This window comes from Mesorhizobium alhagi CCNWXJ12-2, assembly GCF_000236565.1.
GTDB lineage: Bacteria > Pseudomonadota > Alphaproteobacteria > Rhizobiales > Rhizobiaceae > Allomesorhizobium > Allomesorhizobium alhagi.
On record NZ_AHAM01000140.1, the window covers coordinates 65,889 to 85,537 of the forward strand.

18 protein-coding genes, 1 other RNA gene and 1 pseudogene are annotated in these 19,649 nt (G+C 62.8%); 6 read left to right on the forward strand and 14 right to left on the reverse strand.

Annotated features, from left to right (window positions below; all coding sequences use genetic code 11):
- Positions 1-2: 2 nt before the first annotated feature.
- The 6 genes and pseudogenes from MAXJ12_RS16660 to mraZ form a co-directional block, all read right to left on the reverse strand.
- Positions 3-1,436 (reverse strand): UDP-N-acetylmuramoylalanyl-D-glutamyl-2,6-diaminopimelate--D-alanyl-D-alanine ligase, encoded by a 1,434-nt coding sequence (locus MAXJ12_RS16660; protein ID WP_008837094.1) that lies wholly within the window; start codon positions 1,434-1,436, stop codon positions 3-5.
- Entirely contained in the window at positions 1,433-2,887 is a 1,455-nt protein-coding gene (locus tag MAXJ12_RS16665; protein WP_008837095.1) for a UDP-N-acetylmuramoyl-L-alanyl-D-glutamate--2,6-diaminopimelate ligase, read from the reverse strand. Before MAXJ12_RS16665 ends, MAXJ12_RS16660 begins: the two co-directional genes overlap by 4 nt.
- A 54-nt stretch (positions 2,888-2,941) precedes the next feature.
- Positions 2,942-4,654, reverse strand: a complete 1,713-nt coding sequence (locus MAXJ12_RS16670) for a peptidoglycan D,D-transpeptidase FtsI family protein (protein ID WP_008837096.1) — start codon at positions 4,652-4,654, stop codon at positions 2,942-2,944.
- Positions 4,651-5,025 (reverse strand): cell division protein FtsL, encoded by a 375-nt coding sequence (gene ftsL / locus MAXJ12_RS16675; protein WP_008837097.1) that lies wholly within the window; start codon positions 5,023-5,025, stop codon positions 4,651-4,653. The genes MAXJ12_RS16670 and ftsL overlap by 4 nt, the downstream gene beginning before the upstream one ends.
- A 3-nt stretch (positions 5,026-5,028) precedes the next feature.
- Positions 5,029-6,047 (reverse strand): annotated as a pseudogene (rsmH, locus tag MAXJ12_RS16680) (16S rRNA (cytosine(1402)-N(4))-methyltransferase RsmH).
- Positions 6,044-6,508 carry a division/cell wall cluster transcriptional repressor MraZ gene (gene mraZ, locus MAXJ12_RS16685; protein WP_008837099.1) on the reverse strand — a complete coding sequence of 155 codons (465 nt, stop codon included), beginning with the start codon at positions 6,506-6,508 and terminating at the stop codon, positions 6,044-6,046. Before mraZ ends, rsmH begins: the two are co-directional and overlap by 4 nt.
- A gap of 400 nt (positions 6,509-6,908) precedes the next feature.
- Between mraZ and MAXJ12_RS16690 the strand changes: the two genes are divergently transcribed.
- The 3 genes from MAXJ12_RS16690 to MAXJ12_RS16700 all read left to right on the forward strand — a co-directional run bounded on the left by MAXJ12_RS16690 (position 6,909) and on the right by MAXJ12_RS16700 (position 8,749).
- Positions 6,909-8,024, forward strand: a complete 1,116-nt coding sequence (locus tag MAXJ12_RS16690; RefSeq protein WP_008837100.1) for a cystathionine gamma-lyase — start codon at positions 6,909-6,911, stop codon at positions 8,022-8,024.
- 75 nt (positions 8,025-8,099) lie between these two features.
- Positions 8,100-8,399, forward strand: coding sequence for a nucleotidyltransferase family protein (locus MAXJ12_RS16695; protein WP_008837101.1), 300 nt, complete (start codon positions 8,100-8,102; stop codon positions 8,397-8,399).
- Complete coding sequence (locus MAXJ12_RS16700) at positions 8,399-8,749, forward strand: HepT-like ribonuclease domain-containing protein (protein WP_008837102.1); 351 nt, start codon at positions 8,399-8,401, stop codon at positions 8,747-8,749. The genes MAXJ12_RS16695 and MAXJ12_RS16700 overlap by 1 nt, the downstream gene beginning before the upstream one ends.
- A gap of 8 nt (positions 8,750-8,757) precedes the next feature.
- On the opposite strand, the gene rnpB is transcribed toward MAXJ12_RS16700, so the two are convergent.
- The 5 genes from rnpB to MAXJ12_RS38230 all read right to left on the reverse strand — a co-directional run bounded on the left by rnpB (position 8,758) and on the right by MAXJ12_RS38230 (position 12,444).
- Positions 8,758-9,153: RNase P RNA component class A (gene rnpB, locus MAXJ12_RS34460), an RNA gene on the reverse strand.
- An 84-nt stretch (positions 9,154-9,237) separates the two neighbouring features.
- A complete protein-coding gene (locus MAXJ12_RS39860; RefSeq protein WP_008837103.1) occupies positions 9,238-10,362 on the reverse strand; it encodes a lytic transglycosylase domain-containing protein in 1,125 nt (374 codons plus the stop codon).
- Between the two features lie 188 nt (positions 10,363-10,550).
- Positions 10,551-11,315, reverse strand: a complete 765-nt coding sequence (locus MAXJ12_RS16710) for an N-acetylmuramoyl-L-alanine amidase (protein WP_040586532.1) — start codon at positions 11,313-11,315, stop codon at positions 10,551-10,553.
- Entirely contained in the window at positions 11,312-12,031 is a 720-nt protein-coding gene (locus MAXJ12_RS16715) for a J domain-containing protein (RefSeq protein WP_008837105.1), read from the reverse strand. The genes MAXJ12_RS16710 and MAXJ12_RS16715 overlap by 4 nt, the downstream gene beginning before the upstream one ends.
- Positions 12,032-12,267: 236 nt before the next feature.
- Positions 12,268-12,444 carry a hypothetical protein gene (locus MAXJ12_RS38230; protein ID WP_085983965.1) on the reverse strand — a complete coding sequence of 59 codons (177 nt, stop codon included), beginning with the start codon at positions 12,442-12,444 and terminating at the stop codon, positions 12,268-12,270.
- Positions 12,445-12,648: 204 nt separating this feature from the next.
- Between MAXJ12_RS38230 and MAXJ12_RS16720 the strand changes: the two genes are divergently transcribed.
- The gene (locus tag MAXJ12_RS16720) at positions 12,649-16,281 is read left to right on the forward strand and encodes a hydantoinase B/oxoprolinase family protein (protein WP_008837107.1); all 3,633 of its coding nucleotides are present in this window, start codon (positions 12,649-12,651) and stop codon (positions 16,279-16,281) included.
- Positions 16,282-16,295: 14 nt separating this feature from the next.
- Here MAXJ12_RS16720 and MAXJ12_RS16725 read toward each other — a convergent pair whose 3' ends face one another.
- From MAXJ12_RS16725 to MAXJ12_RS16735, 3 genes are read right to left on the reverse strand one after another with little or no spacing between them, the layout of a single operon-like run.
- A complete protein-coding gene (locus MAXJ12_RS16725) occupies positions 16,296-16,685 on the reverse strand; it encodes a cupin domain-containing protein (protein WP_008837108.1) in 390 nt (129 codons plus the stop codon).
- A gap of 60 nt (positions 16,686-16,745) precedes the next feature.
- A complete protein-coding gene (locus MAXJ12_RS16730; protein WP_008837109.1) occupies positions 16,746-17,231 on the reverse strand; it encodes an SRPBCC domain-containing protein in 486 nt (161 codons plus the stop codon).
- Positions 17,228-17,566, reverse strand: a complete 339-nt coding sequence (locus MAXJ12_RS16735; protein WP_008837110.1) for an ArsR/SmtB family transcription factor — start codon at positions 17,564-17,566, stop codon at positions 17,228-17,230. The genes MAXJ12_RS16730 and MAXJ12_RS16735 overlap by 4 nt, the downstream gene beginning before the upstream one ends.
- A 176-nt stretch (positions 17,567-17,742) precedes the next feature.
- Between MAXJ12_RS16735 and MAXJ12_RS16740 the strand changes: the two genes are divergently transcribed.
- Both MAXJ12_RS16740 and MAXJ12_RS16745 read left to right on the forward strand, forming a co-directional pair.
- Positions 17,743-18,987: a BtaA family protein gene (locus MAXJ12_RS16740; RefSeq protein ID WP_008837111.1), complete on the forward strand. Its 1,245-nt coding sequence runs from the start codon at positions 17,743-17,745 to the stop codon at positions 18,985-18,987.
- Entirely contained in the window at positions 18,987-19,646 is a 660-nt protein-coding gene (locus MAXJ12_RS16745; RefSeq protein ID WP_008837112.1) for a class I SAM-dependent methyltransferase, read from the forward strand. Before MAXJ12_RS16740 ends, MAXJ12_RS16745 begins: the two co-directional genes overlap by 1 nt.
- The last annotated feature ends 3 nt before the right edge of the window (positions 19,647-19,649 follow it).

The window sequence follows — 19,649 nt, forward strand, 5'->3', positions numbered from 1 at the left end:
GCTCAGCCTGGCATCGCGCGTCCGGCTTCAGCCGGAAATTGTTTGATCAATGCATCGACCAGCTTGGCGAAGCCGATGCCCTTCGATGATTTGACCATGACTACGTCGCCGGGACGGATCTTCTCGAACACCACCGGCCTGAGGTCGTCGGCGCTGGCGCGGTATTCGCTCGGGACCGCATCCGGCAGCGCTTCGGCGAGCGCCTTCATATCCGGTCCACCCATTAGCACCAAATCGACGCCGGCGCCGGCAATCATATCCGCAAGGGCGGCGTGCAGCTTGGCGGAATGGCTGCCGAGTTCCAGCATATCGCCAAGCACCGCAACGCGCCGCCCTTCCCCGGTGACCGGGGTGGCGGCCAGCAGGTCGATCGCCGCCTTCATCGACACGGGATTGGCATTGTAGCTCTCGTCTATCAGCGCGAACGGGCCGTCCGGGTGCTGGAGCGTATGCCTCTTGCCCCGCCCGCTTTCTGCCGTAAGGCTGCCGAGTGCAGCTGCGACCTTGCCCATGTCGGCTCCAACCAGCCGCGCCGCGCCCAATACAGCCAGCGCATTCTGCACGATATGCCTGCCCGGCGCGCCGATTTCGGCCATCGTCTCCTTGCCGCCGATCTTGACCGCAATGGTCGAACGGTCGGCGAAGAGTTCGTGCCGCATCAGTTTGAAGTGGGCACGCGCGTTCTCGCCGAAGCCGACGATATGGGCCACACCTGCGTCGCGCGCGAGCTTTTCCAGAAGTTTCCAGCGCTGATCGTCGCGGTTGATCAGGGCATAGCCGTCCGGTTCGATGCCCTCGAATATCTCCGCCTTGGCGCGGGCGATTTCGTCGAGATTCTTGAAGTGCCCGAGATGCGCCGGCGCTATCAACGTGACGATGGCGACATGCGGCCGAACCAGCTTCACCAGTGGACGGATTTCGCCCGGATGGTTCATGCCGATCTCGAAAACCGCGTAGTCGCAATCCTCGGGCATCCGGGCCAGCGTCAGCGGCACGCCCCAATGGTTGTTGAACGATTTGTCCGACGCATGCACTTTGCCGACCGACGAGAGCACATGCCGGAGCGCTTCCTTGGTGGTCGTCTTGCCGACCGAACCCGTCACCGCGATGATCTTAGCCTGCGTCCGGGTGCGCGCGGCGACGCCGGCCTTTTCGAGCGCGGCCAGCACGTCGGGCACCACGATCATCGGCGCGGTCAGCCGCCCGAGCGCCGGCAGCTTGCCTTCCGCAACCACAAGCAGCCCGGCGCCCGCCTTGACGGCGGCGGTCGCGAAGTCATGTCCATCCATGGCCTCGCCCTTTATGGCGAAGAAGGCTTCGCCGGGCTTCAGGCTGCGGCTGTCGATGGAAATTCCGGAGACCCCTTCCGGCATCTGGCCGAGAGGCCGGCCGCCCATGGCGGCCACCAGCGCGTCCGAGGTCCACAAATAGCTCATACGGCGCGCTCCTCCAGCGCCTTGCGCACTTCCTCATGGTCGGAGAACGGGAACGTCTCGGAGCCGATCGTCTGGCCCTCTTCATGGCCCTTGCCGGCTATAATCAACGTGTCGCCGGGATGAAGCATCGCGACCGCCTCGTGGATGGCGGCGCGCCGGTCAGCGATCTCGATCGCGCCCGGCGCGGCGGCGAGTATCGCCGCCCGGATTGTTTCCGGGACTTCCGATCGCGGATTGTCGTCAGTGATGATGACGACGTCGGCCAGCCGCGTCGCGATCTCGCCCATGATCGGGCGTTTGCCGCGGTCGCGATCTCCGCCGCAGCCGAACACAACGATGACGCGGCCTGTCGTGAAGGGACGCACCGAGGCAAGCACGTTTTCCAATGCGTCGGGCTTGTGCGCATAATCGACATAGACCGGAGCGCCGTTGGCAGCCGTTCCGACCAGATCGAGCCGGCCCGGCGCGCCCTTCAGCTTTTCAAGCGCAGCGAGCGCGCGGCCGATCGGTGTGCCTGTGGCAATCGCGAGGCCTGCTGCGACCAGCGCATTGTAGATCTGAAAGTCGCCGGCGAGCGGCAGGTCGACCTCGTGGATGACGCCGTCGGCTTCCACTTCCGCACGCTGGCGGAAGCGTTCGTGTTCGACCCGCTTCAACTGCAGGAAAGTTCCATGCCGCCCGACGGTCAGCACATTCAGCCCGGCCGCCTGCGCCGACGAAATCGTGGGCTCCGACCACGGATCGTCCGCGAAAATGACCGCCGGCGCGTCCTTGGCCAGCAGGGACTCGAACAGCCGAAGCTTGGCCCGGTGATATTCCTCGACCGTCGGATGATAATCCATATGGTCGCGGCCGAGATTGGTGAAGCCGCCCGCCGCAAGCCGAACGCCGTCGAGCCGGCGCTGGTCGAGGCCGTGGCTGGAGGCTTCCATGGAGACGTGCATGACGCCCGAATCCGCAAGTTCGGCCAGCAGCTTGTGAAGCGCGACAGGGTCGGGCGTGGTCAGCGAGCCGTATTCGTTGCGGCCGGGCGCGACCACGCCGGTCGTGCCGATGCTGGCAGCCGCAAGTCCCGTCTGCTCCCAGATTTGCCGCGTGAAGGCCGCGACCGAGGTCTTGCCGCTGGTGCCGGTCACCGCGACCACCGTTTCGGGCTGCCGCGGATAAAACTTTGCCGCAAGCAGAGCGAGCGAGAGCCTGGGATCTTCGACGCCGATCACCGGCACCGACAGCCCGGAAAGATTGCCGCCCTTGGCAGCAATGATCGCCGCAGCGCCCCGGCTTGCGGCATCTGCGGCATAGGTCGCGCCATCCGCCTTCGTGCCTGCGACGGCCACGAAAACCATGCCGGGCTTGATCAGCCGCGAGTCCGACGACACGCCGCTGATTTCCAGTTCGCCGGGCTGATCCCCTTCGACAGGCAGGATACCGGCGAGGTCCTTGAGTTTCATCAAATCCCGTTCGTCACAAACAAATGGCGCGCTCTCGCCGGCGCGCCTTGAGAATCATTGGTACGAAGCCAGCGTAGCCTTACTTTCATGGCTGAATTCTGGCTTCACGCCAAGCAAAGAGGCCGAACGGCGTATTATATTGGCGACGATCGGGGCGGCATTCAGGCCGGATGTCGCGCCCATGCCGGGTTTTTCGGGTTTCGGCTCGTCGATGATGCTCAAGACGATGTATTGCGGATCATCCATGGGAAACGCAGCAAGGAAGGCGTTGAACCGCACCGTCGACGAATAGCGCCCGTTGACGACCTTTTCGGCGGTGCCGGTCTTGCCGCCTACGCGATAGCCAGGCACCTCGGCGCGCTTGCCCGAGCCCTTTTCCGCGTTGAGCCGGTAGAGATAGCGCATGTTTTCGCTGGTTTTCGGGTCGATCACCTGTTTGGCGACCGCGTCGGCCTGTTCCTGCGTGCGCGGCAGGAAGGTCGGGTCGATCAGCTTGCCGCCGTTCATCAGCGCGGCGGCGGCCACAGCGGTCTGCAGCGGCGTAGTCGACATGCCATGGCCGAAGGCGATGGTGATCGAATGAACCTTCTTCCAAACCTTCGGTTCGCTCGGCCGCGCGACTTCCGGAAGCTCGGTGTTCATCCGCTCCAGGAGTCCCATGCGATGAAGGAATTCGCGGTGACCTTCGATGCCGACCACATCGGCCTCGCGCGCCGAGCCGATGTTGGACGAGTAGATGAACACCTCCGGAACCGTCAGCACCCTGCCCTTGCCGTGGAAATCCCGGATCGTCTGGCGGCCGATGGTAATGGGACGTGACGCGTCGAAGCGGCTTTCCATCGTCACCTTGCCCGAATCGAGCGCCATGGCCGTTGTGAAGCTCTTGATCGTCGAGCCCATCTCGTAGGTACCGGCCGACATACGGTTCAGCCGGTCCTTGTCGTGCGCGTTGTAGGGATTGTTAGGATCGTAATCCGGCACAGAGGCCATCGCCATGACCTCGCCGGTCTTGGCGTTCAGGACGACCGCGCCGGCCGCAATCGCATGATATTTCTCCATGGCTCGGGAAATTTCGTCGCGCACGATGTGCTGGACGCGCAGATCGATCGACAGCCTGACCGGTTTCAGGTCCGTGGCGACGGCTAGACCCGTGGCCTGCAGGTCGGCGAGCCCCTGGTCATCGATGTATTTTTCCAGGCCCGAAATGCCCTTATTGTCGATGTTGGTCAGCCCGACGATGTGCGGCGCTGTTTCGCCTCCCGGATAGAAACGGCGCTTTTCGGTGCGGAAGCCGATGCCCGGAATTCCGAGCTGCATGATGTCGTTCTGCTGCTTAGGCGTGAGCTGACGGCGCAGCCAGACGAAGCCGGCCCCGCTTTTCAGCTTGTGATAAGTCTGCTCGACCTGGATGTCCGGCAGCACCAGCGACAGCTTTTCAATGACTTCGTTAGGATCGACGATGCGCCGCGGCTCGGCGAACAGCGAAGCCGTCTTGATGTCGGTCGCCAGCACCTCGCCATTGCGGTCGACGATGTCGGGCCGCGACGCTGTGATCCGGCTCTCCGGCCCCGAAGAAGCTTCGGCATCTTCGAATCCGAGATAGACGAGTCGGCCGGCTATGGTGGCGTAGATGCCGAAGAACACCGCCATGGTCATGACGACGCGGGTTCTCGCACGTCCGCCGGTCGACTTGCGTGCGCCGTCGACGACGATCGAGGCGGTCGACGCCTCGGCTTCGGAAGCGCGCTTGCGCCAGAGCTTCATCATTGCACCACCGCTCCGGTTATCGTCTTGTCGGTTTCGGTCTCAGCCATGCCGCCGAGACGCTCCGTCGAGAAATCCTCGATTTCCATCGGGCGCGCCGGCAGTTCGTCGAGCCCGACGATCTGGTGCGCTTCGACCGGCTGCAGTTCCAGTTCGGCCGCGTAGATCTCGGCAAGCTTCTGCAGCCGCGAGGGTTGGGTCAAAAGGCTCCAGTCGGCCTTCAGGAGATCGATCGAATCCTCCTCGAACCGGATCTGCGCCTCGATCTTGCGCATCGTCGAAAGCTGGTCTTCGGCCTCATGCTTGGTCTTGTAGGTGAAGGCGGCGGCCGAAACCATGACGGCGATGAGCACGATATCGCTGGTGCGGAACATGATCTACCTTTCTCCGGACTGGCGTATTTCGGGAAGCTTCGGCAGGCCGAAGATCGAAAGATCGGCGGCGCGCGACGGCGCTTGCGTCCGCACGGCCGCCCGCAGCTTGGCGGAACGGGCACGCGGGTTTGCCTCGATTTCGGTTTCGGTCGGCGCGACGGCGCCGCCCAGCTTCCGGAATGTCGGCGCCTTCTCCTGCGCCTCGGGCATGTGGCGTGATCCCGCAGCCTTGCCCGACCGGTCTGTGATGAAGCGCTTGACGATGCGGTCTTCCAGCGAATGGAAGGTGACGACAACCAGCCGGCCGCCGGGCTTCAGCGCGCGCTCGGCCGCGAAGAGTGCCGCCGCAAGTTCCCCGAGTTCGTCATTGACGAAGATGCGCAGCGCCTGGAAAACGCGGGTCGCCGGATGGATCTTGTCCTTGGGATTGCGCCCGACATGGTCGGCGATCGCTTCGGCGAGGTCGCGCGTGCGCTCGAACGGCCGGACCGCCCTGCGCTTCTCGATCATCCGGCCAATGCGGCCCGCATGCCGTTCCTCCCCGAGAAAACCGAAGATGCGAGCGAGATCGCCGGCCTTGAAGCGATTGACCACATCGGCCGCGCTCAGGCCCTCCTGCGCCATCCGCATGTCGAGCGGGCCGTCATTGCGGAAGGAGAAGCCACGTTCGGCCTGGTCGAGTTGCATGGAGGAAACGCCGATATCGAGCACGACGCCGTCCGCATTCTGCGCATGCTCGTCGAGATCCGAGAACGGCGCCCGGACCAACGTCAGGCGTCCATCGGAAGCCTGCTCCATAGCCCGCCCGGCGGCGATCGCGTCGGGATCGCGGTCGATCCCCACGACTGATGCGCCTGCCTCCAGGATCGCTTTGGTATAGCCGCCTGCGCCGAACGTGCCGTCGACGATCATCTCGCCGGGTTTCGGGTCCAGCGCCGCCAGCACCTCGTTCAGGAGCACCGGAACATGGCGGGCCGGGGCCCGCCAGCCGCGGATTCGTCCCCGCTGTGGCCGGCGCTCATTCCGTGCTCCCGGAGGCCTTCGCCCCCAAATCCTGCCGCAACTTCAAAAGCCGCGCGCGCGCTTCGGCGCCATAGGCCGCGAGCCGGCCCGGCTCCCATATCTGGAAGAAATTCCCCCGCCCGACGAAAGCCACTTCCGCCGAAATGCCGGTGTGCTCGCGGATGAAATCCGGCACCGTGATGCGGCCGTCCTGGTCCAGCTTCAGGAACGTCCCGTCGCCATGGCAGAAGAAGGACATGTCGTCCGCCGTCTGCAGGAACGGATCCTCCTGCGCGATCCGCTGCTCGTAGCGATCGAGCAGGTCGAGGCCGCCCACATCCATGGCCGGAATGTCGAGCGCGCGAAGGGCGTAGAGCTCCGAATAGCCGCGCTTCTGCACAACGGAACGGAAATGCGCCGGCACGGAAACCCGCCCCTTGGCGTCGATCCTGTTCACTGCATTTGACAGAAACCGGTCCATCACTCGATACAGCCGCTTCCGCCGCCGCGCCCCTTTTCATTATTGCGTCCACGCTGTCGTCGCGCGGCCCTTCTGCGAAAATATACTGCGCTCCACGGGCTGAAAAATCGCCCCACGCAGCCGCCCCGACCGCATGTCTGACGAACGCTTTCACCGAAACCGGAACAAAGACTTGATTGTCGAAATGGGATATCATGGGGCGATATGGGCGTCAACGGGAACAGGCTTCACAACTCGTCTGCGCCGGCCCGTAAACTCGGCTTTGGCAGCTTCCCCAACTTTATCGTCCATTAAGGCTAACGAACCGTTTAGAAGCGATGCTCGGGCAGCCCTTACGCCTTGTCCGCGGGCCGGCCTCAGCATAGCCTTGCAACCGGCATCTCCGCGAAAGAACAACCACATGACCGACAACGCTCAAGCGCGCGCCGCGCGCCTCATTCACCTGCGCCGCAGCGGATACTCGCTAGGCGATCCGGTTCCGTTGCCTCTGACCATGGCGGCGACTTATCACTCGCCCGGTGACGCGACCGGCTACAACCAGTATGGCCGCTTTTCCAACCCGACATGGGATGCGGTTGAAAAGGTGCTTGCCCATCTGGAAGATGCGCCTTGCGTGGCCTTCCCCTCCGGCATGGCGGCAATCGCCTCGACATTTTTCGGCTTGCTGAAGGCTGGAGACCGCGTCCTCCTGCCGTCGGACGGCTATCACACAACGCGCGGTCTAGCTGAACGCTTCCTTGGAAAGCTTGGCATAGGCGTCGATGTCAGACCGACAGCGTCCTTTCTGGACGGCGGCTTTGCCGGTTATAGGCTTGTCTTTGTCGAGAGCCCTTCCAATCCCGTGCTCGATATCTGCGACATCGCCGCCGTAGCCAAGGCCGTCCATGCGGCGGGCGGAATCCTCGCCGTCGACAACACTACCATGACCCCATATGGCCAGCGTCCGCTCGACCTAGGAGCCGACATCGTCGTCGCCGCGGACACAAAGGCGCCGAACGGCCATTCCGATGCGCTGTTCGGGCATGTCGCCAGCCGCAACGAGGACATGATCACTGCGGTCACCGACTGGCGCTTGACCTCGGGAAGCATCCCGAGCCCGTTCGATGCCTGGCTCGTCCATCGCGGACTGGAGACGCTGGAGGTGCGGTTCGACCGCATGTGCAATTCGGCCGAGCTGATCGCAGGCCGGTTAAAGGACCATCCGGCCGTTCACGGGCTGCGCTTCCCCGGACTGGAGGGCGATCCTTCCCACAATCTTGCGCGCATCCAGATGCAGCGTTTCGGCTTTCTGATCAGCTTTTCGCTGGCGTCTGCCGAACAGGCGGACGATTTCATCGCTGGCTGCGAATTGATCCAGCCGGCAACCTCGTTCGGAGGGGTGCACACATCGGCCGAACGCCGCGCCTGCAGGGGCGACGCGGTCGGCCCGGGCTTCGTACGTCTCGCCATAGGCTGTGAACCGGCCGAGGAACTCTGGTTGGCTATCAAGGCCTCGCTGGACAGGCTATCCGCATAACTGCGATTCGTTGAGAGCGCCGCGCCTAGTGTCTCGCCACATGACGCGTTCGGTGAAACGCGTTAGAATACCGCCATGAACCGCACAGAGATCATACATCGGCTTCGCTCGGTTGAGCCGAAGCTCAAGCCGCTGGGTGTCGAGGCGCTTTATCTTTTCGGCTCCTATGCCAGAGATGAGGCGCGCCCCGACTCCGACGTCGATGTGTTCATCGACAAGGCGCCCGGAAAGAAATTTGGATTCGAAGAGTTCATGGCCGCCTATGACTTGCTCAAAGAAGCTCTGCCGGATGCGGATATTCAGTATGGCACCCGGGAAGGCCTCTCGAAATACATTCGAGATGATGTCGAGCGCGAAGCGATTCGTATCTTGTAATGGCTGCGACGAAAAATCCGCTCGTACGCCTTTATCACATTCGCGATGAGATCAATGGTGTAGCGCTGACGCTTGCCGGCGTCGATTTCGACAGCTATGCGGCAAGCTATTCATTGAAGCGCACTGTCGAGCGCGCCTTGCAGATTATTTCAGAAGCCGTGAAAGCACTGCCGGATGATTTGCTCGACCGCTATCCCACATCGGACTGGGATCGCATCCGGAGCCTGGGCAATTTTCTTCGCCATGAATACCATCATATCGATCTTGAGCAGCTTTGGCTGATTGCCACCGAAAAGCTCCCGGAATTGCGTCCGATCGTTGCTATGATGATTACCGATCTCGAACGTTGACCGGAAAAACTGCCAGCCGGCCTGTAAGCCGGGTTCTGTATGGCCTTCGCGCCTCACGGCACGAAAACGTGGCGGCCATTCGTCTTGGGCGCATGTCGCCATGCGCCTCACGCAACCTACCCGGATGGCGGGGCCGGAAACAGCCCTGAGGCTTCCCTCGTACCATCCCTATTCGGTCTTGCTCCCGGTGGGGTTTACCGTGCCGCTCCTGTTGCCAGTCGCGCGGTGGGCTCTTACCCCACCCTTTCACCCTTGCCACGTTGAACGTGGCGGTTTGCTTTCTGTGGCACTTTCCCTGGGGTCACCCCCGCCGGTCATTATCCGGCACCGTGTATCCATGGAGCCCGGACTTTCCTCACCCGCAGCCTTTCGGCATTTGCTGGTGCGGCCGCCCGGCCGGCTGGCAGTGCGTATAAAGGCATTCGCGCGTCAAAATGCAAACAAAAAGCCCGATTTGGAGAACGGGCTTTTTGTCCGTCTGCTTGCGATCAGACGCCGAGGAAGCGCTTGACCTTGACGCAATAGGCCGACGACACGGGATTCATGCGCTTGGCAGCATGGCCGGCATTATACTTCAGGATCGTACCGCAGGTGGTCCCGTCGCCCACTTTCTGCGCCTTCGCCAGGTACTTCATGCCGTACTTGATGTTGGTTTCCGGATGAAACAGCCCCTGGGTGCTGCCTTCATAGCCCATCATGCGGGCGGTGGCCGGCTTGATCTGCATCAGGCCGATCTCGCCGGCGCTGCCCTTGGCATCGGGCCGATAATTGCTCTCGACCTGGATCACCGCATGTGCCAGCGACACCGGCACACCGTAAGAGGCCGCATATTTCGCAATGATTTCGGCAAACCGGCCGCCGGCGCCCTTCATCGTCTTTGCGCCCTTGCTGCCGATTGAAGCGGTTTCGACCAGATCCAGCGCCACCGACTCCTTCACCGCCACCAGCCTGTCGCCACCGTCCTGGGGCTTCGCCGGGCTTTTCTCCGCGACTTTTTTGGCCTTGGAAGTTTTCCTTTCGGCAACCTTCTTGGCCTTCGGCGCGCTCTTTTCCGCGACCTGCTCAGGCCTCGGTGTAGGCCTTACGGCCACCACCTCGTCAAGCTTCGGCGCGCTCTTTTCCGCGGCCTTCTTGGCCTTCGGAGTGCTCTTCTCGGCCGTCTGCTTTGCTTTTGACTCGCTCTTGCTCGCGACCCGCGTCCGCTTCGGCTCTGCCTTTTTGGCTACCCGCTTTTTCTTGGATTCAGCCTTTTCAACTACCCGCTTCTTCTGCGTGCTCTTTTCGGCAACGTGCCTGCCCTTCGGCTGCTTTTCCGCCGCCGGCTTGTTCTCGCCCGCCTCATTCGTGACGATGAACAGTGGCGTTTTAACAGTCCCGGGCTCGGTATTCGCCTTCTTTGGCTGTCTGGTCCCGGCCGGCCTCGTCTCGGTCCTGGCGGTGGCCTTTCCCTGCTGCTTCTTATCCTTGGCTACGCTGTTGTCCTGCGCTTTCGCTGCCGGAGCGCTGTCGGCGCCTTCGCCCCTTAGGCTGTGGCCCGGATGCGGCGCTGAATTTGCGGCAAAGCTCGTCAGGCCGGCAGCAAATGCTGCCGCTAAAACGGTCAGTTTCCTCATGTTGTCCTAATTCTGTGTAGAGCCGCGCGAAAGATCTTCACACGGCAGCCCAAACCTCAATGACGCTGTTTTTCGGAACAGCTTTGTCATCTGCACAGAAATGCCTTTGACGGCTGAATGGGTAGCTAAAAAGGCACTGGAAATCACATTATGTTACAGAATGTAACGTTGGCTGTATTGGCATACCATCAGACAAGACTGGACGACAGCGAAGCAAGCAGGCGGCGCAAGGTCTCGACCGTCGCGCGATCGGCGATGCCGTCGACCTGCCTTGGCCGGAAATGACGCTGGAACGCCGCCACCGCAATCTCGGTCTGGCGGTCGAAAACCCCGGTGATTTCCACGCCGTAGCCATAGAGCGCCAGCATCGATTGCAGCTCTTCCACAGGCGCGCCGCTATCGCCCAGGCTCGATATGGCGCCACCGCGCAATCGAGCCGGCTCGACAAAATGGCCGATCCCATGGCGCGCCAGACGCCGCCACGGAAATTTTTCGCCGGGATCCACTTTCCTGCCAGGAGCTACATCCGAATGGCCGAGTATCATCTCGGGCTTCACGCCATGCCGATGAGCAATGCCGCGGCAAAGCTCGATCACCGCAAGGATCTGGATCTTCGGGAATTCCCGATAGCCAAACTCGTGCCCCGGATTGACGATCTCGATGCCGACCGACCGCGAGTTTATGTCGGTCACGCCGCGCCAGGAACTCTTTCCGGCGTGCCAGGCACGGTCGCTTTCGCGCACCATCTGCACGATGCGGCCATCCTCATGCACGAGATAGTGCGATGACACTTCGCTTGCCGGATCGCAGAGCCTGGCCTCCGCCGCCGCTCCCGTCTCCATGCCGGTATAGTGGAGCACGATCATATCGGGTCGTACCCCGTTCGCCCGTGGTCCGAAATTGGGCGAAACCCGCACCTCCGCGCCGGAATGATCGGGCGCAAATCCGCTCATAGATGCCGAAAGCCCCGTTCGATCATCTCGTACGCGGCGTTGATCGCGGCGATACGGGTGGTGGCGATGGCGATGAACTCCTCCGGAAGTCCGCGCGCGATCAGCTTGTCGGGGTGGTTGTGGGCGACGAGCTTGCGATAATGCCTGCGGACTTCGTCGAATGGCTTGCCGCGCTCTATTCCGAGCACCGTATAGGGATCGGCCTCGCCGAGATCGAGATGCCTCGCCAGAATGCTCTGATAGTGCTCTTCACTGATCTTGAATATCTGAGCCACGCGGTGAAGGTACAGCCCCTCGCGCTCGTGCAGCAGGCCGTCGGCCTTCGCTATGTGAAACAGGCCGTCGATCACATCCTCCAGCATGGCGCAGTTCGGCCGGCCCGACCCGCATAATCCGGCCATGCGTTCGGCGTAGGCCTCGAAGCCAGCAACGTCGGCCTGCGCCAGGTCGTAGAGCCTCGCGACGTTGCGCGTCTCCTTCGGCGGCACCGAAAATATTTGCTGGAAGGCGCGGATTTCGTCCTGCGTGACGATGCCGTCCGCCTTTGCCATTTTCGCCGAAAGCGCGATCATGGCTATCGAGAAGGAGACGCGCCGGCGCAGTTCCGCGTCGCCTTCGAAAATGGTGCGCACCGCTTCCACCACGTCCGCGACGCCCGTCGCGGCGGTGGAGGTTACGCGCGCGACGAATTCGCCAATGCGGTCCCAAATCGACATGCCGCTTCTTAAACCATGATTTGACGGATTGGCGAGACGCAATACGCCGCGGCTGCGATCTACAAACGCGGCTCTGTTTGCGTGGACCAAGTGATTTGCCGCGACGGATGGACGACCACTGATTGCTCGGCAGCGATAAGCAGTCCGGATGAACTATTCGGTTTTTCGGGTTCTACCGGCGATCGCCATACAGCAAAAAGGCCGGGCGAACCCGGCCTTTTCGAGATTGGTCGCCCTTACTGGGCGGGCGCCGGCTCGGCTGGTGGTGTGGCCTCAGCAGGCGGCGGCGTTGCCGGCTCCGTGGTATCGGCAGGCGGCGTGCTCTGTGTCGTTGTGTTGTCGGCTGTGTCGCTGCATGCCGCGATGCCGAAAAGAGCGATCGCGGAAGCAGAAGCCAAGATCAATTTCTTCATTACAGTCTCCTCGTGATTACCCCCGATCGCCCTTTTAATGCATTCGGCGCCATCGGGTTGCGTCACGTCTGCTGTCGTCGAGTAACAATCCGTCAGAAAGCGACGCGCAGGATAGAATAGCAACGACATGTGGCATCGTTGCGGCCTGAGCTGCGAGCCAGTATATGGCGGCGCTTGATTTGTTGCCGGCCGGGAGAGATTGCTATGAAAAAATGGGACTTCTGGATCGACCGCGGCGGCACCTTCACCGACATTATCGGCCGCAGTCCCGAGGGTGCGTTGCATCCGCGCAAGCTCCTGTCGGAAAATCCCGAAGCCTACAGCGATGCGGCAATCCAGGGCATTCGCGATCTGCTTGGGGTAAAGTCTGGCGAGCCGATGCCTTCGCATCTGATCGGCGACGTGAAGATGGGCACGACCGTCGCCACGAACGCCCTACTGGAGCGCAAAGGCGATCGCGTTCTCCTGCTCATCACCAAAGGCTTCCGCGACGCGCTCAGGATCGCCTACCAAGCCCGCCCCGACATTTTCGCCAAGGAGATCATTCTTCCTGAACAACTGTATGAAAAAGTTATCGAAGTCGACGAGCGCGTGGGCGCCGATGGCATTGTGTACAAATTGTTGGACATCGCCGCGGTCAAGCCCTTGATCGAACAAGCGAAAGACGATGGCATCGACGCCGTCGCCATCGTTTTTATGCACGCCTGGAAGTTTCCCGAGCACGAGCGCGCCATCGCAAAGACTTGCCGCAAGCTCGGCTTCGGCCAGGTCTCGGTCAGTCACGAGGTCTCGCCCCTGGTCAAGCTCGTCGGCCGCGGCGACACCACGGTGGTCGATGCGTATCTGTCGCCGATCCTGTCGCGCTATGTCAGCCGCGTCGCGGGAGAATTGGGGATCGGAGCGGCGTCCCCCTCGTCCTCCTCAGCCCGCCTGATGTTCATGATGTCGTCCGGCGGCCTCACCGCCGCAGACATGTTCCAGGGCAAGGACGCAATCCTGTCCGGGCCGGCCGGCGGCGTCGTCGGCATGGTCGAGACGGCAAAGCTCGCCGGATTCGAAAAGGTCATCGGTTTCGACATGGGCGGCACCTCGACCGACGTCGCCCACTACGATGGTGAGTACGAGCGCGCTTTCGACACCGAAGTTGCCGGCGTGCGCATCCGCGCTCCGATGATGCGCATCCACACCGTTGCGGCCGGCGGCGGTTCCGTCCTGCATTTCGAGGCGGGCCGCTTCCGCGCCGGCCCGGACTCCGCCGGCGCCAATCCCGGCCCCGCCTGCTATCGCCGCGGCGGTCCGCTCGCTGTCACAGACGCCAATGTGATGCTGGGAAAGCTCCAGCCCGATTTCTTCCCGGCGATCTTCGGCCCGGCGCAGGACCAGCCGCTGGACACGGCCGTCGTGAAGCAGAAGTTCGAAGCGCTTGCCATCGAGATCGGCGACGGCCGCAGCCCCGAATCGGTCGCCGAGGGCTTTGTCACCATCGCGGTCGAGAACATGGCCAACGCCATCAAGAAGATCTCGGTCCAGCGCGGCTACGACGTCACCGAATACCTGCTCAACTGCTTCGGCGGCGCAGGCGGCCAGCATGCCTGCCTCGTCGCCGACGCGCTCGGCATGGAAGCAGTGCTCATCCACCCCTTCTCCGGTCTGCTGTCGGCCTATGGCATCGGACTTTCGGGCGTCTTCGCCTCGCGCCAGCAGGCTCTGCTGAAACCGCTCGCCGACGATTCCCTTCCGGCAATCGACGAACTCATCGATGGCCTGAGCGATGGCGTGCGCGGCGAGTTGGCCGGCCAGGGCGTGCCTGCCGAAGCGGCGGCGCTGCGTCCGGTCCTGCATATCCGCTACGACGGCACCGACACCGCCCTGCCGGTCGGCTTTGCGGCGCGTTCGCTCGATCAGGCGCGCATCGACTTTGAGACCGCGCACAAGGCGCAGTTCGGCTTCGTCTATGAAAACAAGCCGATGATCGTCGAGACGGTCGATGTCGAAGGCGCGGACGGGCGCATGCGCGGCCGCGGTGAAAGCGACCTTCCGCTGGCTTCGGATGCGGCGCACCCGGGCGAAACCCGAAAACTGTTCAGCGACGGCGCCTGGCGCGACGCCGGCATCTTCCGCCGCGAGCGGATGAAACCCGGCCACAAGGTTTCCGGGCCGGCGCTGATCATCGAGAGCCACCAGACCATCGTCGTCGAGCAGGGCTGGCAGGCGGAGATCACCCAAAAGGATCACGTGCTGATGCGGCGCGTGGAGAAGAAGCGCAGGCTAGCCGCGCTAGGCACCGAGGCTGATCCGGTCATGCTCGAGGTCTTCAACAACCTTTTCATGTCGATCGCCGAGCAGATGGGCGTGACGCTGCAGAACACCGCCTATTCCGTCAACATCAAGGAGCGGCTCGATTTCTCCTGCGCCGTCTTCGACCGCAACGGCGCGCTGGTCGCCAATGCCCCGCACATGCCGGTGCATCTCGGCTCGATGGATCGCTCCGTCGAAACCATCATCCGGCTGAACGAGGGCGACATCCATCCGGGCGACGTATTCGCGCTGAACGCCCCCTACAATGGCGGCACCCACCTTCCCGACATTACGGTCGTTACCCCGGTGTTCGACGACAGCGGCAATGAAATCCTCTTCTACGCCGCATCCCGCGGCCATCATGCCGATGTCGGCGGTACAGCACCCGGCTCGATGACGCCGCTCGCCACCACGGTCGACGAGGAAGGCGTTCTGATCGACAATTTCCGCCTCGTCGAGCGCGGCCGCTTCCGCGAGAAGGCGCTGCACGCGCTCCTGACCGAACACCCCTGGCCCGCGAGAAACCCGCACCAGAACATCGCCGACCTCAAGGCGCAGATCGCCGCCAATGAGAAGGGCGTCGCCGAACTCCGCAAGATGGTCGCGCATTTCGGGCTAGATGTGGTCGAGGCCTATATGGGCCATGTTCAGGACAACGCCGCGGAAAGCGTGCGCCGCGTGCTGGAGCGCCTGCCCGACATATCCGAATACGAGTACCCGACCGACACCGGCCAGGTCATCAAGGTCAGGATCACCGTCGATCGCCAAAAACGCGAGGCGACGGTCGACTTTACCGGCACCTCGCCGGTGATGAAGAACAATTTCAACGCCCCCGAACCGGTCGCTCGCGCAGCCGTGCTCTACGCCTTCCGAGTCATGGTCGAGGACATGATTCCGATGAATGCCGGTTGCTTGAGGCCGATCAACATCGTCATTCCCGAAGGTTGCATGCTGCGGCCGAGCTATCCGGCGGCTGTCGTCGCGGGCAATGTCGAGACCTCGCAGCACGTCACCAATGCGATCTTCGGCGCCATGGGCGCCCTCGCAAACGCGCAGGGCACGATGAACAACCTGACCTATGGTAACAAGCAATATCAATATTATGAGACGATCTGCTCAGGTTCGCCGGCAGGCCGGATGAACGACGGCCGCGGCTTTCACGGCACATCGGGCGTCCACACCCATATGACCAATTCGCGTCTCACCGACCCCGAAATCCTCGAGCTGCGCTTTCCCGTGTTGCTGGAAGATTTCCACATCCACGAAAATTCGGGAGGCACGGGCAGATGGAACGCCGGCGACGGCACGCGCCGTACCATCCGCTTCCTCGAGAAAATGGAATGCGCGATCCTGTCCTCGCACCGTTCCCACCCGCCGCGCGGGCTCGATGGCGGCGGCGACGGCCAGGTCGGCAAGACCGAAATCCGCCGCAATGACGGTTCCGTCCAGACCCTGAAAGCCTGCGACCAGACCGTTCTGGAACCCGGCGAAGCTGTGATCGTGACAACACCGACGCCGGGAGGATTTGGGCGCGACTGAAACGCCGCGGCTTTCTATTCGAGGTTGGTCTGAATCCAACGTGGCGACAGGTGAATGTCGAGCGTCTGGAGCCGTCCGGGGCCCAGATCGATGAACCGGTGCGGCAGCCCGGCAGGCCCCAGCACCGTTTCGCCAGCCTCGGCGTCGATTATCTTGTCGCCGACGAAGAACCGCGCGCGGCCCTGCTGGATCACGAAAACCTCGTCATAAGGATGGATATGCAGCATGGGGCCAGTACCCGGCTCGTCGTTGCCATAGGTGAGCACCGTGACCTGCGTTGCCAAGGCCTCGCCGTTGATCGAACCGCGATAGGGACCGTCGCCGGTGGCGTCGAAAAGCTTGGCCTTGGCAGGTGGGCGACCGTCCGGGGTGACGGTCGCAGGATCGAAGTCGCGCCGGGTCATGGAACCTCCTGATTGATGGGAAGGATGCCCGGCGCGAGAAATGGGAGCAAGCCCCTGGACTCATGCCGCCAGTTGCCCCTTCTCCGCCAACTCCTCCAGCCGCTGATAGCTCGCCTCCATGCCCTGGTCCATGCCGGTCGCCAGCATGGCTGTCCGCGTCTCCTTGTCCGGCAATGTCATGCGCATGGTCATCAGCGTGCCCGTGCCGTCAGCCTCGAAGCGCGTCTCGACATGGTTGTCGGGCGTCGGGTCGGGCAGGTGCATGCGCTCGACGTGGACGATCCGGCTATACGGCTCGACTTCAACATATCCGCCGGTGAGATAAAATCCCGGTCTGTCCCCTTCGGCCCATTCGTAGCGGATCTTCCCGCCCGGCTTCGCATCGCTGATGCAGACAGGCATCGTCCAGCCCTCGGGACCGAGCATCCATTTCTGGATCAGCTTCGGCTCGGTATGGGCGCGGAACACGGTTTCCGGTTTGGCCGCAAAGCGCCTTGTGACGATGACATGGGTATCGCCCTCGGTCTTCAGCGTCAGCTTGCTCATGATCTGTCCTTTCCTTCCTCGTTTTCAATTTCGGCCAGAACACCGTCCAGCCGGTCGTAATTGCGCGCCATCGCTTCCCGCAGCCAGTCGAGCCAACGGTCGATTTCGGTGATCGCCTGCGGCGCCAGGCGGCACGGGCGTTTCGCGCCCTCCACGCGGCGTAGAATGAGCCCCGCTCCCTCCAGCACCTTCAGGTGGCGTGAGACAGCGGGCTGGGTCATCTCGAACGGCTCCGCCAATTCCATCACCGTTGCCTCGCCAAGCGCCAGGCGCGCGAGGATCGCCCGTCTTGTCGGATCGGCGAGAGCGGAGAATGCGGAGTCGAGATCGAGCATTTTTGCGTAGTCCGTTAATAACATACTTGTTATATAACAAGCTTGTTTTGTCAAGCGCCTTCCTGCTTCCGCTAGCGCCACAGCCGCAACCGTCATTCTCCCGTCATCGGCATGTCATCCGCGCGTCATCGCTATGGCTTAGCCGGGACACGATCTCACAATGAGGGAGCCGCGGCATGGCCGACCTTTCCGCCGAACTTGCAACGCGCCGCAAGCGGCCGATCCGCGATGCGGTCTACCAGAACCGCGCGCTCTCCAAGGCGGGCCTGTCGGAGCGCCTGTTCACACTCCTTTTCTCCGGCCTGGTCTATCCGCAGATATGGGAAGATCCCGAGGTCGATATTGAAGCGATGGAACTCACCGAGGGCCACCGTATCGTCACCATCGCGTCGGGCGGCTGCAACGTGCTGGCCTATCTGACGCGTTCGCCGGCGCGGATCGACGCGGTCGACCTGAACACCGCCCACGTCGCGCTGAACCGGATGAAACTCGCCGCGGTTCGCCACCTGCCATCCCAGGCCGATCTGTTCCGCTTCTTCGGCGAGGCCGGAAACCACCACAATTCCGCGGCCTATGACCGCTTCATCGCTCCGCACCTCGACCGCGCCAGCCGAGACTATTGGGAAAAGCGCAACTGGCGCGGCAAGCGCCGCATCGCTGCCTTCGAAGGCAATTTTTACCAGCGCGGCCTGCTCGGCTTGTTCATAGCCGTCGGCCATCGCGTGGCGCGACTCTACGGGGTCGATGTCAAGGAGATCATGACCGCCGAAACGCTGGAGGATCAGCGCGTTTATTTCGAAAGCCGCCTGGCTCCGATTTTCCGCCGCCCGCTCCTGCGCTGGGCCACATCGCGCAAGGCCTCGCTGTTCGGCCTCGGCATTCCGCCGGCGCAGTATGATTCGCTGATTACCTCCGGCGACGGCACCATGGCCAGCGTGCTCTCGGCTCGGCTCGAAAAACTCGCCTGCGACTTCCCGCTGAAGGAAAACTACTTCGCCTGGCAGGCCTTCGCCCGCCGCTATCCCGCGCCCGGCGAGGCTGCCTTGCCGGCCTATCTCGACGCCGCGAACTACGCCACGATCCGACGCAATCTCTACCGCGTTGCGATCCACCACGCCAATTTCGCTGAACTGCTCGCCGCCAAGGGTGCGGGCCAGGTCGACCGCTTCGTGCTGCTCGATGCGCAGGACTGGATGACCGACCGGCAGCTCAACGAGCTCTGGACCGAGATCACCCGCACGGCGGCGCCCGGCGCGCGCGTCATCTTCCGCACGGCAGCCGAGCCCAGCCTGCTGCCCGGCCGCGTCTCGGACACGCTGCTCGACCAGTGGAGCTACGAGGCCGAGACGTCGCGAGAACTCTCCGCCCGTGATCGTTCCGCCATTTATGGCGGCTTCCACCTCTATGTGAAGAAGCCCTGATGAGCGCGGGCGAAAGCGCCCATGCCGAGCTGATGGACGGTGTCTATCGCCATCAGCGCCATGTATACGACCTCACCCGCAAATATTATCTGCTCGGCCGCGACCGGCTTATCGAAGGGCTCAGCGTCCCGCCGGGCGGGACCGTGCTGGAACTCGGCTGCGGCACCGGCCGCAACCTGATCCAGGCGGCGCGGCGCTATCCCGATGCCCGTTTCTTCGGCATCGACATTTCCCAGGCGATGCTGGAAACGGCATCGGCGGCGGTCGCGCGCCACGGCTTCTCCGGCCGCACAGCGCTTGCGAAGGGCGACGCCACCGCGTTCGACGCGAACGTCCTTTTCGGCCAACCCGCCTTCGACCGAATCTTCATTTCCTATGCGCTGTCGATGATCCCCGGCTGGGAGAAAACCATCCCGGCAGCGCTCGCCTCGCTTGCACCCGGCGGTTCGCTGCACATAGTCGATTTCGGCCAACAGGATGGCCTTCCGCGCTGGTTCCGCTCGGGCCTGCGCGCCTGGCTGGCAAAGTTCCACGTCGAGCCGCGCGATTCCCTACGTGAAGTGCTGGAATCGGACTGCCAGCGGACCGGCGCAAGCCTTTCCTTCGAAACGCTTTATCGCGGCTATGCAGTGCGGGCGGTCGTGACGCGGGCAAGCTGAGAA

What these genes read in the sequence shown, in the direction of transcription:
- MAXJ12_RS16660 (WP_008837094.1), bottom strand. Translation starts at nt 1,436, where the DNA reads ATGAGCTATTTGTGGACCTCGGACGCGCTGGTGGCCGCCATGGGCGGC.
- MAXJ12_RS16665 (WP_008837095.1), bottom strand. Translation starts at nt 2,887, where the DNA reads ATGAAACTCAAGGACCTCGCCGGTATCCTGCCTGTCGAAGGGGATCAG.
- MAXJ12_RS16670 (WP_008837096.1), bottom strand. Translation starts at nt 4,654, where the DNA reads ATGATGAAGCTCTGGCGCAAGCGCGCTTCCGAAGCCGAGGCGTCGACC.
- ftsL (WP_008837097.1), bottom strand. Translation starts at nt 5,025, where the DNA reads ATGTTCCGCACCAGCGATATCGTGCTCATCGCCGTCATGGTTTCGGCC.
- mraZ (WP_008837099.1), bottom strand. Translation starts at nt 6,508, where the DNA reads ATGGACCGGTTTCTGTCAAATGCAGTGAACAGGATCGACGCCAAGGGG.
- MAXJ12_RS16690 (WP_008837100.1), top strand. Translation starts at nt 6,909, where the DNA reads ATGACCGACAACGCTCAAGCGCGCGCCGCGCGCCTCATTCACCTGCGC.
- MAXJ12_RS16695 (WP_008837101.1), top strand. Translation starts at nt 8,100, where the DNA reads ATGAACCGCACAGAGATCATACATCGGCTTCGCTCGGTTGAGCCGAAG.
- MAXJ12_RS16700 (WP_008837102.1), top strand. Translation starts at nt 8,399, where the DNA reads ATGGCTGCGACGAAAAATCCGCTCGTACGCCTTTATCACATTCGCGAT.
- MAXJ12_RS39860 (WP_008837103.1), bottom strand. Translation starts at nt 10,362, where the DNA reads ATGAGGAAACTGACCGTTTTAGCGGCAGCATTTGCTGCCGGCCTGACG.
- MAXJ12_RS16710 (WP_040586532.1), bottom strand. Translation starts at nt 11,315, where the DNA reads ATGAGCGGATTTGCGCCCGATCATTCCGGCGCGGAGGTGCGGGTTTCG.
- MAXJ12_RS16715 (WP_008837105.1), bottom strand. Translation starts at nt 12,031, where the DNA reads ATGTCGATTTGGGACCGCATTGGCGAATTCGTCGCGCGCGTAACCTCC.
- MAXJ12_RS38230 (WP_085983965.1), bottom strand. Translation starts at nt 12,444, where the DNA reads ATGAAGAAATTGATCTTGGCTTCTGCTTCCGCGATCGCTCTTTTCGGC.
- MAXJ12_RS16720 (WP_008837107.1), top strand. Translation starts at nt 12,649, where the DNA reads ATGAAAAAATGGGACTTCTGGATCGACCGCGGCGGCACCTTCACCGAC.
- MAXJ12_RS16725 (WP_008837108.1), bottom strand. Translation starts at nt 16,685, where the DNA reads ATGACCCGGCGCGACTTCGATCCTGCGACCGTCACCCCGGACGGTCGC.
- MAXJ12_RS16730 (WP_008837109.1), bottom strand. Translation starts at nt 17,231, where the DNA reads ATGAGCAAGCTGACGCTGAAGACCGAGGGCGATACCCATGTCATCGTC.
- MAXJ12_RS16735 (WP_008837110.1), bottom strand. Translation starts at nt 17,566, where the DNA reads ATGCTCGATCTCGACTCCGCATTCTCCGCTCTCGCCGATCCGACAAGA.
- MAXJ12_RS16740 (WP_008837111.1), top strand. Translation starts at nt 17,743, where the DNA reads ATGGCCGACCTTTCCGCCGAACTTGCAACGCGCCGCAAGCGGCCGATC.
- MAXJ12_RS16745 (WP_008837112.1), top strand. Translation starts at nt 18,987, where the DNA reads ATGAGCGCGGGCGAAAGCGCCCATGCCGAGCTGATGGACGGTGTCTAT.